Here is a 16,407-nt window from a genome sequence, read left to right on the forward strand (position 1 = left end):
CGGGAATTTCGAAACCGGTTTCGAAATTTTTAATTGAAGTGAACCGAAACCGCTTTCGTATCTATATCTACAAATGTAAAAGGGGGATTAAGATGAAGAAGATTTTGGCAATATTCATGACGGTTGTACTGGTTGCAGGGGTACTTTCGGCCTGTTCGGGAGATTCCAAGTCATCGGGTAGCTCGAAAGATAAAGACGTAGATTTAAAGGTATGGTCCTTCACGGATGAACTGAAGAAACCGATCACGAAGTTTGAAGAGAAAAATGGTGTGAAGGTAGAATTGACGATCGTTCCGATTGCCGATTATCCGACGAAATTAAAGCCTGTTCTTGAAAGTGGCGTAGGGGCTCCTGATGTATTCACAGGGGAAATCGCGTTCCTTAAGCAGTGGGTGGACGCTGGCTACTGGGAAAACTTATCAGAAAAACCATACAATGTTGATGAAATCAAAGATAAATATGTACCTTATGTATTTGACCTAGGTAAAGATAAAGACGGTAATGTAAGAGCATTATCATGGCAAACGACTCCTGGCGGGATCTTCTACAGAAGAAGCATCGCGAAAGAAGTACTTGGTACGGATGATCCAACTGAAGTAGGAAACATGATGAACTCCATGGACAATGTATTCAAAGTAGCGGAGAAAATGAAAGAAAAAGGCTATAGCATGTTCCCGGATGAAGGCTCCATCCGCTGGTTCTCTCAAGGAGATAATCCACAACCTTGGGTAAACGACAAGAATGAGCTTCAACTGACAGATGAAAAGATCGAGTATATGGAATCAGCGAAGAAGCTTCGTGAAAACAATTATACAGCTCTTGCTGCAGAATGGTCTCCATCATGGTTCGAAGCGATGGATAAGCCGATCAAAATGAAAGAAAACGGTAAAGAGAAAGAAACACAAGTATTCTCTTATGTTCTTCCTACTTGGGGACTTCACAGCGTCCTGAAAACGAACGTAAAGGAAACAACAGGTGACTGGGCCGTTACAAGTGGACCAAGCCCGTACTTCTGGGGTGGAACATGGTTAGGGGTTTACAACAAATCAGAAAACAAAGAACTTGCCTATGACTTTGTGAAAATGATGACTCAGGATGACGAATTCCTGACAGATTGGGCGAAAGAAACGGGCGATGTCCTTGCCTACAACCCTGTAACGAATGCGATCAAGGATGACTTCAGCAGTGAATTCCTTGGCGGACAGAACAACTATCAATTCTTCCTTGAGCAGGCAAAAGAAATCGAGCCTGGTATCGTAACGAAATACGATCAGCAGCTTGATACGTTCTACGGAAATGCCGTGCAACAATATGTGGACGGAAAGAAATCCAAAGACGATGCCATTAAAGAATTTTATAAAAAAGTACAAAACGCATATCCGGACATTAAAGTACCAAAAAACTAAAAGAGTAACCATGTAATGGCAGGCGGTGTGGCTTCATGCCGCCTGCCGATAATCTATTAAAACAACTAGGGGGGCTGGGGAATGAAGAAAGTAGATCGATTTGGTTATCTGTTTATCGCCCCGTTTTGGATCATCTTTTTAATATTCAGTATTTATCCTGTTGCTCTTACATTCTATTACAGCTTTACAAACTATTCAGGAAGCGGGACAGCGGAAGTCGTCGGTCTTGCCAACTACACCCGTTTACTCACGGACAGCTATTTTGTGGAAGCATTTTTCAACACGTGGAAAATATGGGGAATCAACTTTGCCCTGCAAATTGGTCTTGCCCTTGTACTCGCATTAATCTTCTCTGATATGAGAATGAAGTTGAGAGGTTTGGCGTTTTTCAGATCAATCTTTTATTTACCTAATTTAATCACGATTAGTTCGGTCGCCCTGTTGTTTGGTATCTTACTGGACTGGCAGCATGGATCATTAAATATGATTCTATTAAATATAGGTCTTATATCAGAACCGATTAATTGGCTGAACGAGCCTGCGACTGCACAGTTGTCAGTATCCCTGATCCTTACGTGGATGTGGTTCGGTCATTCGTTCATCGTCGTCATGGCGGGGGTTTCCGGAATTTCGAAGGACTACTATGAGGCTGCTTTGATCGATGGTGCAAACAGATGGCAGACGTTTACGAAAATCACGATCCCTTTATTAAAACCGATCTTGCTTTATATCATGATCACATCCCTGATCGGCGGTCTTCAATTATTTGATCTGCCAATGCTTCTGACAGATGGTATCGGTTCTCCGGATGGATCACTGAATACGATGGTACTGTATCTGTACAATCAGGCATTCAAGTTTAATAACTATGGATATGCTTCAGCTGTCGCATATGGATTGTTCGTCATTACCTTGATCTTCTCGGCGATTGTCTTCAAAGGGATGTATGGAAATGAACGCAAACAAGCAAGGAAGGTGTAAAGCATGTTGGGGAAAACAGCGGTAGAAAAAAATGTACCGGCTCAAAAGGTAGAAAAGTCAAAGCCTGAACTTTTGCCACATGAGTCCAAACTGAAAACCAGAAACACCATTGTGAAGAGCATCATCTACATCGTACTTGTGTTGATGGCGATTGTCTGCTTCATTCCATTCCTGATGATGCTTGTGAATGCTACAAGGTCAAATGAAGCGATCCTGTCTGGATTCACCTTGGTACCGGGGAGTTCTTTAGTTGAAAACTACACGACGATGATGGAGTACGTAAACATCTGGTCGGGGTTCAAGAATAGTCTGATCATCTCTGTCCTTACGACTTTATTATCAGGGTATTTCTCAGCATTGACTGCCTATGGATTTGCCTTTTACACATTCAAGGGGAAGAATTTCCTGTTCGTGTTCATGCTTGTGATGATGATGGTCCCAGGACAGTTGGGGCTCATCGGCTTCTACGAACTGAGTAAAAATCTGGGGATCCTCGATTCCTTCATTCCTCTGATCGTTCCGGCCATAGCAAGTCCGTTCGTCGTATTCTTCTTACGACAATACATCCAGACCACGCTTCATCCAAGTTTAATCGAAGCTGCCCGCATCGATGGGGCAAGTGAGTTCAAGATTTTCCATACAGTGGCGATTCCGATCATGATGCCGGCAATTGCGACGATGTCGATCTTCACGTTCATTGGATCATGGAATAACTACATCATGCCACTCGTCATCCTGTTCTCACCTGAGAAATATACGCTGCCAGTATTGATGGGATTCTTGAAGGGATCTCAAGTGGCACAAAATTTAGGTTCAATGTACTTAGGAATCGCGATTTCAGTCGTACCAATCATGATTGCCTTCCTATTCCTGTCTAAATATATCGTCAACAGCATTTCAGCAGGATCAATCAAAGAATAGAGGAGAGAATGACCGATGAAATTTGATCAAACATTTACCTTTGGAACCGCCACATCATCGTATCAAATCGAAGGTGCACATAATGAAGGAGGAAGAACTCCGTCCATCTGGGATATGTTCTGTGACATTCCAGGGAAAGTATATAAGCAGCATAATGGTGATGTCGCTTGTGACCACTACCACCGATTCGAAGAAGACATTCAGCATATCAAGCGCCTTGGTGTAGACACTTATCGTTTTTCCATTGCCTGGCCTCGTATCTTTCCTGAAAAAGGGAAGTACAATCAGGAAGGAATGGACTTTTACAAAAAATTGGCGGCAAAACTTCAAGAAGAAGGCATCAAGCCAGCTGTGACACTGTATCACTGGGACCTGCCGATGTGGGCCCATGAAGAAGGCGGATGGGTCAATCGTGAATCTGTAGAATGGTTCATGGACTATGCAAGAGTGTGCTTCGCGGAACTTGATGCGGTCGTCGATTCATGGATTACCCATAATGAACCTTGGTGTGCAGGGTTCCTTGGCTATCATCAAGGCGTCCATGCACCGGGTCATACGAATCTGGATGAAGCAGTGAAAGCGGTCCACCATATGCTTCTCTCCCACGGAAAAGCGGTTGAGCTGCTGAAGAAAGAATTCAAATCTGAAACCGACATCGGCATCACGTTGAACCTGTCACCTGTGTATCCAAACACGGATTCAGTGAATGACCTTCTTGCTGCCAACAACGCGGACGGTTACTCGAATCGCTGGTTCCTGGATCCAGTATTCAAGGGAGAATATCCGAAAGACATGATGAACTTATTCTCAAAATATGTTCACTCCTATGACTTTATTAAAGAAGGGGACATGGACCTGATTTCAACGGAATGTGATTTCTTCGGGATCAACTATTACAGCCGGGGGATCGTCGAGTTCAGTGCCGCCAATGATTTCATGCATAAGGGAGCTTATTCCGATTATGAAAAAACAGGCATGGGCTGGGATATCGCGCCGAATGAATTCAAGGACCTCATCCGCCGCCTGAGAGAGGAATATACGGATCTGCCAATCTATATCACGGAAAACGGAGCCGCCTATGATGATGTGCTGGAAAATGGAAGAGTGCATGATCACGAACGTGTCAACTACTTAAATCTGCATCTTCAAGCGGTTTCTGACCTTAATGAAGAAGGCATGAACATTCAAGGATATTATTTATGGTCACTGATGGATAATTTCGAGTGGAGCTTCGGATATGATAAGCGTTTCGGCATCCTTTATATCGACTTCGATACCCAGGAGCGAATCTGGAAAGACAGTGCTTTCCGTTATGCTGAAGTCATTCGGGATCATAAACAGAAGCATGGCCTCCATACCAATGCCGAGGAAGTAGCCCAATGAATATGAAGGTGATTTTGACAGCTAAAGAAACAGGAGATCGGTTCTCTGAAAAAGAACCGGTTTCTTTTTCTGAAGGACGTGCTTCTACCCACATCCAACTCGATCGGGAGCTTAAATATCAGGAAATATTGGGATTTGGCGGTGCATTCACCGAAGCGGCGGCTCACAGCCTTTCCCTCATCAGCCCTGAAAAAAGGAAAGAAATCATCCACCGTTATTTCGATCCGTCAGAAGGACTTGGTTACCGCTTCGGCCGGACGCATATCAACAGCTGTGACTTTTCATTAGGGAACTATGCCTATGTGGAAGATGGAGATACTTCGCTGGAAAGCTTCTCCATCGAGAGGGAGAAGAAGCTCGTGATTCCCCTTATCCGGGAAGCGAAGGAAGTAGCCGGAGGGGAACTTTCCATCGTGGCTTCTCCGTGGAGTCCTCCTTCATGGATGAAAACGAACGGTGAAATGAACAACGGAGGGAAACTATTGCCCGAGTTTCAATCCGTATGGGCAGACTACTACTCGAAGTATATAGAGGCGATGGAAGAAGAGGGGATCGGAATCTGGGGATTGACGATCCAGAATGAACCGGAAGCGAAGCAGGTGTGGGATTCATGCCTGTACACAGGGGAAGAAGAACGGTACTTCATTAAAGATCATCTAGGTCCGTCCCTCGAGAAACATGGCCACGGGGATGTGAAGGTCATCATCTGGGATCATAATCGTGATGTGATTCATGAACGTGCGAAGGCGGTCCTGTCTGATCCCGAAGCGGCCAAGTATGTGTGGGGAACAGGTGTCCACTGGTATGTATCAGAGGAGTTTGATAACCTTTCTAAAGTGCATCACGACTTTCCTGATAAGCATTTGATCTTTACAGAAGGATGCATCGAAGGCGGGGTCAGACCCGGCGCCTGGGATACGGGTGAACGCTATGGCCGGAATATAATGGGTGATTTGAACAATTACCTTGAAGCGTGGATCGACTGGAACATCGTATTGAACGAAGAAGGCGGACCGAACCATGTCGGGAATTACTGCGATGCACCGGTGATTGTCGACACTGTGAATGACGAGGTCCGGTACAATAGCTCGTACTATTACATCGGGCATTTCAGCAAATACATCAAAGTCGGAGCAAGACGTATCGGATGTCAGATTTCCAATGACGCTGTATCGGCTGCTTCCTTTGAAAATCCAGACGGGGAGATCGTCGTCATTGTGATGAATGCGAATGACCGTGAGGAACAGATCTCGCTTGCCATAGGTGAGGGGAGTTTCAATACGACTCTTCCATTGCATTCGATTGCCACTTTTATGATCCGTTAGTTGGAAAGCAGTCCTTTTGGGGGCTGCTTTTTATTTTGATTGAGAGTGGGTATTATGATTTTTCACTAAGTTCCCCGAATCCGACGCAACACTTCTACCACCGTACTTTCTCCGGCCTGCACCCACGTCTCATATTCCCCGGACAACCATCATAGAATAGACCATCTTACATAAAGGCAGGGTACAAGCATATGAGTCTGTTTTTAAGAGGTACATTGGTGTTGGTGGTGACGGCATTCGTAGGGGAATGCCTGGAATTTATCATTAATATGATCCTTGCCCGGGAGCTTGGGGAAGCAGGGCTTGGCACATACATGTCGATTCTCCCGACGGTATTCCTGATCGTCATTTTGTCGAGCATGGAACTGCCGATCAGCCTTTCTAAATTCTTTGCAGAAAAGGAGGAAAGCTACCACAGGGGGATGCTGCACTATGCTTTCAGGTTTGCGATCATCACCACATGCATTCTTTTATTGATCATGGTGATGGTTTACGCCTGGACTCCTTTATTCCAAGGATATCACTCCGGGATTCGTTGGCTCGTCCTGATCGTGATCCCGATTGTAGCCTTCACTTCCATAACAAGAGGGTATTTCATGGGGATACAGAAGATGGGGAAAATCGCAGCGGCGAATTTTCTTCGTAAAGGAATCCAGTTATTTTTATTGGTGTCCATCTATCAATTTTTATCCTTTGGCATCGATACATCCATCTTCATTGCCCTTGGGACGTTAATTGCCAGTGAAGTGGTGGTTTTTGTCTATTTGATTCATGCTTACGTTCTTGAAATTAAGGGTAAAAGAAAGAACAGCCATTCTACACTATCAACAAGTGAAATGAGAAAGTCAGTGCTATCTGTTTCGATCCCGACCACGGTCCTTCGCATCTTCCATGCACTGACCCATGCCATACAGCCTTTTTTGATCAAATGGGCCCTCGTCCTTTCGGGGATGGGAGCGGTGGATGCGAATGAACATTTCGGGATGCTGGCGGGAATTGCCCTCACCATCGGGTTCTTTCCTTCGTTCATTGCATTTTCGATGTTGATCGTTTTGATCCCGACCGTATCGGAAAAAGTATCGTCCAAGGATTTTGATGGGATCCTGACCCATCTTAAGCAAGTGATGTGGCTCACATTGGGCTACGGTGTACCGGCCGTGATCATTTACTATACGCTCGGAGACTACATAACAGGGACGTTTTTTCACTCTGTTTCCTCCGCCTATTATTTAAAGCTGCTTTGGCCGTACTTCCTGTTTCATTTTCTGGTGTTTCCCCTTCAGGCTTTTTTGATCGGCCTTGGACTGGTGAAGGATGCTCTCCTTCATACCATCTGGTCGAGTGTCTTTTCGTTTTCACTCATTTACCTGCTTGGTTCCCGTTTTGGAATGGAAGGTGTCATCCTGGGCATGAATGCAGGAGCCGTCTTGATCACCATGCTCCACTATGTGACCATCTGCAGGGAATTGGAAACGACTCTTTGGTTAAAATCAGCCATAAAAATGTAAACTATACAAAACAAATGTGCGAGCGTGAGGCATTTGTTTTGCAATAGGAGGGACGGACCTTTTATTCTATTTGTAATCTGTAACACCTACATACCATTCTTTTGTTATGATGGCTGATTTCATAACCTTTAAAGGAGAAATATATGATCGATTCTATTTTATTCAACATCATGTTAGTCGGAGTACTCGGGATCGCTTCCCAATGGCTTGCCTGGAGATTCAGGCTGCCGGCCATCGTCGTCATGTCGATTGTCGGACTGCTCGTAGGTCCGATCTTCGGCCTCATCAATCCTAAGGACGATTTTGGGGAAGTGTTTAAACCCATCATTTCGATGGCTGTTGCCATCATCCTCTTTGAGGGAAGCTTGAATCTTGATTTCCGCGAAGTGAGGGGACTCGGGAAACCGGTATTCAGGATCGTGACGTTCGGAGCCCTCCTTGCCTGGATCCTCGGTTCCCTTGGAGCCCATTATGTTGCAGGATTATCGTGGGCTGTGGCCTTCGTGATCGGAGGATTATTCATCGTAACGGGTCCAACGGTCATCCTTCCGCTACTCAGGCAGGCGAAGCTTAAGCCGAGACCTGCAGCAATCCTGAAGTGGGAAGGGATCGTCGTCGACCCATTCGGCGCATTGATCGCGGTATTTGCCTTTGAAATCATCAACTTTTTGATCAGTGACGATGTAACGGGATTATCATTACTGTTATTCTTTGCCGCATCCCTGTTTGCCGTCGTATTTGGATGGGCGCTCGGGAAATTCACAGGCTTTATCTTTGAAAATGGACATGTTCCGGAATTCCTTAAGTCACCTGTCGTGTTCGCGCTTGTCCTTGCCTGTTTCACGATTTCGGATCATATTACACATGAAACCGGCCTCCTTGCTGTAACGGCCATGGGGATGACGTTAGCGAATATGCATATTTCATCCATCGACGACATGCGTCACTTTAAGGAAAATATATCGGTGCTGCTCATATCGACCATATTCGTGATGCTGACGGCTTCCTTAACCGTCGATACCCTATTCCAGATCTTCAATTGGAATATCATCGCATTCGTCCTGCTCATGCTATTCATCGTACGGCCGGTGTCCATCTGGCTTTCCACGATAGGGACGGACCTCTCCGTCAGGGAGAAGATCCTTGTGGGATGGATCGCACCGAGGGGAATCGTAGCCTTGACCGTATCAAGCTACTTTGCATCGGTATTGTTGGAGAAGGGGTTCGAGGATGCGAAGATTTTGACATCCCTCACATTCGCCCTTGTATTCTCAACCGTATGTGCGCATGGATTCTCGATTAAATGGCTGGCTAAGAAACTGGATCTGGCCATCAGCGAGCAGCCGGGTGTCATGATTGTCGGAGGAAGCAAGTTCAGTACCGAATTTGCCAAAACCCTTCAGAATATGAAGATACCGGTCCTTATCACAGATTCCTCCTGGCAGCGATTGTTTTCGGTCAGAAAAGCCGGGATCCCTTTTTACAGGGGAGAGATTTTATCCGAGCAGACCGAGTATTATCTGGATATGACTCCTTATGAATATATGATTGCAGCAACAGAACTCGACTCCTATAACGCCCTCGTCTGTACGACATTCGTACCTGAAATCGGGCGGAACAACCTCTTCCAGCTGAGCCTCAGGAGCAAGCGTGATGATGACCTGGAAGATATGGTCCATACAATTGGTGGACGCATTCTCTTCCAAAACCATGTCACGTGGGAAGAGTTGAATAAACGTGTCGAGCGCGGAGACGTATTCAGGAAAACGAATATCACGGAAAAATACACCTTCGAAGAGTATTTACACGAGCGGGATGAAAATACCCTGCTGATGTTTGCCCATAAACCGACGGGAAGAATCGAATTCTTTACGGAAGGCTCATCACCGAAGATTGAGCAGGGAGATGTGATTGTCAGCCTGACACAGCCTTGTAAGGAACTCAATAAGATTCAGGAGAAGCTTACGGTTCAAAGGGAAACAAAAGCTAAAGAAGAACAACAGAAAGAAAGCGCCGACTGAGTCGGCGCTTTCTTTTACTTTTTACCTGTATATTGCTCACCTAACAGCTGCTTCACTTGATTGTACGTCAGGCCGGATTGTGCGTTCTGACGTTTCACCTCGTCAATGTCCGTACCTGCTTTCGAAACATTCCTCTTCTGCTGATCCATCCAAACACCCCCTATTCCTTAATGTCAGTCACAGGGGACGATTCTATGCAGGAAGAAAGGTCCGTCCCTCAACCATGGGGACGGACCTTCCATATTATCTGCGTGTGCGCTTGTAGACAAGGTCAAAGATCAGGATGATGACGGCAAGGGCATAGGCGGTATATGAATAGGTGGAGTGATCTGCCATATTCTTGACGCCGATACCGATAAAGGCCCATACAAATACGAGTGGGTATAGGAGATCATGCTGGGTGATACGGAACCAGAAGGCAAGGACAGTCGCGACAATCAATCCCAGGTATGCCCAGATAAGCTCGGAAAACCCGAATCCGTTCCAGCCGATATCCGTTAAATAATAGGTGATATTCACAATCGTCGCAATCGAAATCCATCCTAGATAAATCGAGAAAGGGGCCGAATCCAAGAGGGACGGACCTGTGCTCTTCACCCGTCTATACAGGGCGATGAGGGTTAATAAAAGTCCGAGCATAACAAACACGGAAACGAGAAAATAATTATAGTGCCATACCAGGATCCATCCTGAATTCAAAAGGCAGCTGAGGACAAATAGACCGCTCGTTTCCTGATAAAGCGGGAGCTCCCGTCTTGCTTTAGGGAATTGGCGGATGATCCAGATGGCGAGCAGAAGGTAAATGAGGCTCCAAATGGAAAAAACGTAGCCTGCAGGAGTGATCATGATATCCAGCCGGTCACTGATTTCGCTCGTGGATTGATTGTTCAAAGGCAGTGTGACAGCCAGCGTATTCATGACAATCACCAATGCGAAGGCTAGAATATTTAAAATCAACTTCATAATGTATCCCCCTTGAAAAATAATGGTGATGCCGGAAAGGATCCCTTTCGAGACCTGTTGTTTGCTATATACTATTCCACTTTTATCCGTTTAAAAACCAAATGAAGAGAGTTTAGGTAAAAGGAATTGTAAAAGATCATGAAGGATTTAGAGGTTTTATCGAGAATTAAAAATAGGATAGGGACAATTTACATATTACATTAGGGGGACATTATGGACCATACAACTCATACATATTCAACGGTTTGGAATTTAGATGTTTTTTTCCAAGGAGGAAGTGAATCACAGGAATTCAGGAATCATCTCGATACATTAGAAAAGAAGAAAAATGATTTCGCAGAGAATGCGCTTGCCTTTCACCCGCCTCAATCGGCGAAGGATGGGGAGCTTGTGTGGAAGCTCATTGATGAAGCGAAGGACGTGATGTTGTATTTGCGCCAGGCCGGTGCTTTTGTCAGCTGTCTGGAAGCTCAGAACATGCATGACCGGAAGGCGGATGCTCTCAGAAGCGAAGTGACAACCCTGAGTGCCGATTTCTCATCAACTTTCACGAAATTCCAACAGCAGCTTTCAGATTGCAGGGAAGAAGTGTGGGAAGAATTGCTGAAGCATGATCGCCTGAGTGAAATCACGTTTGTGCTGAATGAGTGGAGACAAAAAGCGAAGGACAAACTTTCAAGCAGTGAGGAATCCTTGATCCAGGCATTGGCCGTCGACGGATATCACGGCTGGGGACAGATGTACGACACGATCGTCGGTGCGATGGACATTACTCACGACGGAAAAAGCCTCTCGGTGGGACAGGCCAATAATCTTCTATCAAGCCCCGATGCGAAAACCCGGAAAGAGGTTTTTGATAAACTGGAGAACGCATGGGAACAGAATGAAGAGCTTTTTGCCCGTACCCTTAATCATCTTGGCGGCTTCCGCTTGAATGTGTATAAAAAGCGGGGCTGGGGCGAATTGATGAAGGAGCCCCTTGAGTACAACCGAATGAAGCAGGAAACCCTGGACGCCATGTGGGGGGCCATCAGCAAAAACAAAAAGCCTTTCGTCCAGTATCTGGACCGGAAAGCGAAATTGATCGGCAAGGACAAACTGGACTGGTATGACCTGGACGCTCCGGTGGCGGAATCGACGAGCACGATGTCATACGATGAAGGAGCGAAATTCATCCTGAAACAGTTCGCCCGTTTCGGAAGTGAAATGGCCCAGTTTGCAGAAAAAGCCTTTGAGGATGAGTGGATCGAAGCAGAGGACCGTTCAGGAAAACGTCCCGGCGGCTTCTGTACATCATTCCCGTTAAGCGATCAATCACGGATCTTCATGACGTACTCAGGCTCGATGTCGAATGTTTCGACACTCGCCCATGAATTGGGCCATGCATTCCATTCCTATGCGTTAAAGCCAATGCATACGTTGAATCGCAATTACGCCATGAATGTCGCAGAAACGGCCTCGACTTTTGCCGAAATGATTGTGGCGGATGCAGCCGTGAAGGAAGCGGAAACGAAGGAAGAAAAGATTGCCCTTGTCGAAGATAAACTTCAGAGGAGCGTCGCGTTCTTCATGAATATCCATGCCCGCTTCTTATTCGAAACCCGTTTCTATGAAGCACGCAAAAAAGGGGTCGTGTCTGTCGATACGTTGAACGACCTGATGGTGGAAGCCCAGAAGGAAGCATTCGCCGATTCACTGGGAGAGGTCCACCCGCGTTTCTGGGCCTCGAAGCTTCATTTCTATATCACAGGAGTGCCGTTCTATAACTTCCCGTATACATTCGGCTACCTGTTCTCGCTGAGCATTTACGCGAAGGCACTGGAGTCCGGCGAAAGCTATGAAGAGAAATACATGGCCCTGCTCCGTGACACAGCCGTCATGAACGTGGAAGACCTTGCCATGAAGCACCTCGGTGAGGACATCACCAAAGAAGCCTTCTGGCAAAAAGGAATCAACTTATGCATCGCCGATGTAGAAGAATTCCTTGAACTGACGAACTAAATAAACGTTTTGAGGTCCGTCCCTTGTATTGAGGGACGGACCTTTGTTTTTAACCCACCCCCATCCATCACCATCAATCCTCCCTTCAAAATTCCTATAGTCCCACCCCTCCTAAGCCTCAAGTCTGATTCGAAAATAAAGCTCCGGCTCGTTATGGGAAATCCGGAAAATAGGTAGGATAGAGACATGAAGAAGAAAGGAGGCAACAACATATGAAGAAATTCGGATTGCTTTTAGCTGGAGGGATTGCAGCGATTGTGCTGCTTGCCAATTTAGGACCGATTGTGGGGCTTGCGATCTCGTTAGTGATCATGTATTACAGCTTTAAAGGTTTCGTCAAGACAGACTCCACAGGGAAGAAAATCCTATGGGCACTGATCGGTCTTGCCGCATTCAGTGCAACTGTATCGAACTTCCCGGCGATCATCGGGCTCGTTGCTCTGTATGTCCTGTATGTCATCTATAAGAACTGGAAGAAAGAAGAAGTCATCGTGGAAGAGTCATCATCTGATCCCTTCACGAACTTTGAAAGAGAATGGTCTCAATTAAAAAACTAAAGGAGAGATTTAATAATGGCAAATTTATTTCAAAGATTGAAGAATACCGTCATGTCAGACCTTCACGAAGCAATCGATAAAAAGGAAAAGAAAAACCCGATTGCCGTCCTGAATCATTACTTAAGGCAGTGTGAGCAGGAAGTGGAAAAGGTAAGAAAGCTTGTCGAAAGACAGTATCTCTTGAAAGAAGAGTTTCAAAAAGAGTACCAGCAGGCTTCGGTTCTTGCTGACAAACGGAAGTACCAGGCAGAGGTAGCGTCAAAGGCAAATGAAGATGGCCTGTATGAATTTGCCCTCCAGGAACAAAAATACTATGAAGAACGTGCCGTCCGCATCCAGGAATCCAAACTGCAAGCAACAAAAGAGCTTGAAGAGCTTGAGCGTAAATATGAAGAAATGAAGCACAAGCTAAAGGATATGTACATCAAGCGCATGGAGCTGATGGGCAGGGAAAATATTGCCCGCGCTCATAACAAAATGAACTCTGTCCTGGAATCATCTTCAGGGTATAATAATCAGGCATTTTCTAAGTTTGATGAAATTGAAACATACTTAGATCAACTGGAGCACGGTGTGAATTCTTCCTATTACCGGAACACAATTGACGCGAAAATCGCTAAATTGGAAAAAGAAATGAAAAATGAGGAAACAGAAGCCATTCCGTCCTGAAACATGGTATTCTAAATGAAGAAAAACATGATAACGTAAAAAAGGGGGAGCCCATGATGGGTTCACCCCGTTTTATCTTAGGATTTGAGCCGTTACATACATAATCGGAAAGGAGGGACCCCCGTGTTCAATCGCTTACGCTCTGACGGGATCAGTTGGATCATCTTAATCGGGACATTACTTATACTGCTGGAAGTCTCCTTTTATGATGGGGGGGTTCTTGTCTTTCTATCGATAGCGGCATTCTGCATTTATATCGGACGCAAAAAACTGCCGAGGACGTCGGGGAAGATCCTGCTGTGGTTCGGGATCATCAGCTTAGCGATCAATATTTTCAATACGGTCGCATTTAAATTCCTGTTATTTGGCATTCTTCTCTTTATCATTGTACGTTTCGCCGATTCAAAGAAACATCCGAAGCATATCACGCCGTCCATCAAGGAAACGTTTACCCAAAGCCATGAACCGCTCATGATGAAAAGAGCGGCTCTTCAGAATGAGTGGTTCGGTCCCAAGCGGACGCCGGATGATGTGTACGAATGGAATGATATCAACATCCAGGGCGTCATCGGGGACTCGGTCATCGACATCGGGAATACGGTACTTCCAAAAGGTACTTCCGTTGTATCCATCCGGAATATACTGGGGAATATCGAAATTCTGATCCCATATGACGTGGAAGTGAGTGTGCATCATTCGGTCCTGGCGGGATCCATCGAGATTTTTGATGAAGTGGAACCGAAGGCGATCAATCAGTCCCTCTATTATCAAACACCGGGATACGATGATGCGGTCCAGCGGGTAAAGATCATCACCTCCATGTGGATCGGGGATCTTGAGGTGAAGAGAATATGAGTACGGTCAGTAAGCAGGTCGTTGCAGGTATCCTCTTTTCCCTTGTCATGGTGCTGTTTTTATCTCTTTCCTTCTTTTATTTATATCCGTTACAGGATTGGTCCCTTTTATGGGAAGTGGAAATCATGGATATACCTGGAGCCGGGTTTATTCTCGTGTTCAGTATTGTGATCGGGATTGTTTTCGGCATCGGGAGCGGCTTGAAGGATAAGCGGCAACTGCGGGAAATGGAAGATGCCCTCCATCACGTGGAGCAGGGGCGCACGATCACCATCCCTGAAACGGCAACCTCCGAGGTGCAGCAGGTGTGGAAAAAGGTCGACGCCCTTGGGAAGCATCTCACCGATCAAGCCCGGTACTCCCAGAAACTTGCCAATGAAAAAGCCGAGGAGCAGGAAAAGAGGATACAGGAAATCGTATCTCAGGAGCGGAATCGATTGGCGAGGGAATTGCATGACTCGGTCAGTCAGCAACTGTTTGCTGCATCGATGCTCATGTCGGCGATCACGGAGACACCCTCCCCCCACAGGACCCCCCATGAAGAGAAGCAGCTGGGAATGGTCGAACAGATGATTCATCAGTCGCAGCTTGAAATGAGGGCGCTCCTCCTCCATCTTCGTCCCGTGGCGTTAAAAGGAAAGAATCTTCAAGAAGGAATGAAGGAGCTGTTGGTCGAATTAGCTCAGAAGGTCCCCCTTGAGATCGAATGGAAAATAGAGGACATGAGCCTGGATAAGGGAATTGAAGATCATTTGTTCCGGATTCTGCAGGAGTCGGTTTCGAACACACTTCGCCATGCCAAAGCGACTTCCCTCGACATCCGCCTCATTAAGAGGGAGTCGATCATCATCTTGAGGGTGGTGGACGATGGCCTCGGGTTTGATGTGAATGAGTCGAAGGTGACGAGCTCGTATGGGCTTCAAAATATGAGGGAACGGGCCATTGAAATCGGTGGGACGTTTAAAGTCATTAGTGTGCCAAATAAGGGGACGCGATTGGAAGTGAAGGTTCCCGTTGTAGAGAATGAAGGTGAAAAGAATGATTAAAGTAGTATTTGTGGATGATCATGAAATGGTGAGGATCGGTGTATCATCTTATTTGTCGGCCCAGGCGGATATCGATGTCGTCGGGGAAGCGTCAGATGGGAAAGAAGGTGTGCAGCTGGCCCTTGAACTGCGTCCGGATATCATCCTGATGGATCTTGTGATGAAGGAAATGGATGGGATTCAGGCGACGAAAGAAATCATCCGAGAGTGGCCGGATGCGAAAATCATCATTGTGACAAGCTTTCTCGATGATGATAAGGTGTATCCTGCCCTTGAAGCGGGTGCCGTCAGCTATATGCTGAAAACATCGAAGGCCAGTGAAATCGCAGAAGCGGTTCGCAAAACCCATAACGGTCAGTCGATACTCGAGCCCGAAGTGACGGGGAAGATGATGACACGGATGAGGCAGAAGACCGTTTCCCATCCCCATGAGGAATTGACGAACCGGGAGCTTGAAATCCTCCTTCTCATGACGCAGGGGAAAACGAATCAGGAAATCGCCGATGAATTATTCATCGCCCTGAAAACAGTGAAAACCCACGTGAGCAACATCCTGTCGAAGCTCGGAGTTCAGGACCGGACCCAGGCCGTCATCTATGCCTTTAAACATGATCTCGCTAAATAATATAAGAAAAGTGACCCAAAATGAAAACTTTTGGGTCACTTTTTCGTATAGAAAGAAGAAGGCAGAGAGCATCAAATGCAAATGGGACCATATGAACAGGCATAGGATGCTGATAGTAAATTAGTGCAGGAAAATGACAAATATTT

The 16,407-nt window shown here is 46.0% G+C and carries 15 protein-coding genes; 13 read left to right on the forward strand and 2 right to left on the reverse strand.

What is annotated here, in order from left to right:
* Positions 1–92: 92 nt before the first annotated feature.
* The 7 genes from M1J35_RS05255 to M1J35_RS05285 all read left to right on the forward strand — a co-directional run bounded on the left by M1J35_RS05255 (position 93) and on the right by M1J35_RS05285 (position 9,545).
* Positions 93–1,406, forward strand: coding sequence for an ABC transporter substrate-binding protein (locus M1J35_RS05255; protein ID WP_079530771.1), 1,314 nt, complete (start codon positions 93–95; stop codon positions 1,404–1,406).
* Positions 1,407–1,487: 81 nt separating this feature from the next.
* A complete protein-coding gene (locus tag M1J35_RS05260) occupies positions 1,488–2,387 on the forward strand; it encodes a carbohydrate ABC transporter permease (protein WP_034761119.1) in 900 nt (299 codons plus the stop codon).
* 144 nt (positions 2,388–2,531) lie between these two features.
* Positions 2,532–3,308, forward strand: a complete 777-nt coding sequence (locus M1J35_RS05265) for a carbohydrate ABC transporter permease (protein WP_254653688.1) — start codon at positions 2,532–2,534, stop codon at positions 3,306–3,308.
* Positions 3,309–3,323: 15 nt separating this feature from the next.
* Positions 3,324–4,691 (forward strand): GH1 family beta-glucosidase, encoded by a 1,368-nt coding sequence (locus M1J35_RS05270; protein ID WP_224521468.1) that lies wholly within the window; start codon positions 3,324–3,326, stop codon positions 4,689–4,691.
* Positions 4,688–6,016 carry a glycoside hydrolase family 30 protein gene (locus M1J35_RS05275; RefSeq protein ID WP_254652926.1) on the forward strand — a complete coding sequence of 443 codons (1,329 nt, stop codon included), beginning with the start codon at positions 4,688–4,690 and terminating at the stop codon, positions 6,014–6,016. Before M1J35_RS05270 ends, M1J35_RS05275 begins: the two co-directional genes overlap by 4 nt.
* A 191-nt stretch (positions 6,017–6,207) precedes the next feature.
* Positions 6,208–7,524, forward strand: coding sequence for an oligosaccharide flippase family protein (locus tag M1J35_RS05280; protein ID WP_254652927.1), 1,317 nt, complete (start codon positions 6,208–6,210; stop codon positions 7,522–7,524).
* 143 nt (positions 7,525–7,667) lie between these two features.
* A complete protein-coding gene (locus M1J35_RS05285; protein WP_224521465.1) occupies positions 7,668–9,545 on the forward strand; it encodes a cation:proton antiporter in 1,878 nt (625 codons plus the stop codon).
* A 14-nt stretch (positions 9,546–9,559) separates the two neighbouring features.
* On the opposite strand, the gene M1J35_RS22675 is transcribed toward M1J35_RS05285, so the two are convergent.
* Complete coding sequence (locus M1J35_RS22675; RefSeq protein ID WP_256503964.1) at positions 9,560–9,694, reverse strand: hypothetical protein; 135 nt, start codon at positions 9,692–9,694, stop codon at positions 9,560–9,562.
* A gap of 94 nt (positions 9,695–9,788) precedes the next feature.
* Positions 9,789–10,508, reverse strand: coding sequence for a tryptophan-rich sensory protein (locus tag M1J35_RS05290; protein WP_263497692.1), 720 nt, complete (start codon positions 10,506–10,508; stop codon positions 9,789–9,791).
* Positions 10,509–10,721: 213 nt separating this feature from the next.
* On the opposite strand from M1J35_RS05290, the gene M1J35_RS05295 reads away from it, so the two are divergent.
* From M1J35_RS05295 to M1J35_RS05320, 6 genes are all read left to right on the forward strand, one after another.
* Complete coding sequence (locus M1J35_RS05295) at positions 10,722–12,509, forward strand: M3 family oligoendopeptidase (RefSeq protein ID WP_254652928.1); 1,788 nt, start codon at positions 10,722–10,724, stop codon at positions 12,507–12,509.
* A 212-nt stretch (positions 12,510–12,721) separates the two neighbouring features.
* Positions 12,722–13,066, forward strand: a complete 345-nt coding sequence (locus M1J35_RS05300) for a lmo0954 family membrane protein (protein WP_224521464.1) — start codon at positions 12,722–12,724, stop codon at positions 13,064–13,066.
* 15 nt (positions 13,067–13,081) lie between these two features.
* Positions 13,082–13,735, forward strand: coding sequence for a PspA/IM30 family protein (locus M1J35_RS05305; RefSeq protein ID WP_254652929.1), 654 nt, complete (start codon positions 13,082–13,084; stop codon positions 13,733–13,735).
* 123 nt (positions 13,736–13,858) lie between these two features.
* Positions 13,859–14,590, forward strand: coding sequence for a cell wall-active antibiotics response protein LiaF (liaF, locus tag M1J35_RS05310; RefSeq protein WP_224521462.1), 732 nt, complete (start codon positions 13,859–13,861; stop codon positions 14,588–14,590).
* Entirely contained in the window at positions 14,587–15,636 is a 1,050-nt protein-coding gene (locus M1J35_RS05315; RefSeq protein ID WP_224521461.1) for a sensor histidine kinase, read from the forward strand. Before liaF ends, M1J35_RS05315 begins: the two co-directional genes overlap by 4 nt.
* Positions 15,629–16,261 (forward strand): response regulator transcription factor, encoded by a 633-nt coding sequence (locus M1J35_RS05320; RefSeq protein ID WP_034762656.1) that lies wholly within the window; start codon positions 15,629–15,631, stop codon positions 16,259–16,261. The genes M1J35_RS05315 and M1J35_RS05320 overlap by 8 nt, the downstream gene beginning before the upstream one ends.
* Positions 16,262–16,407 lie beyond the last annotated feature (146 nt).

Source organism: Rossellomorea sp. KS-H15a (assembly GCF_024195245.1).
In the GTDB taxonomy this organism is placed as follows: Bacteria; Bacillota; Bacilli; order Bacillales; family Bacillaceae_B; genus Rossellomorea; species Rossellomorea vietnamensis.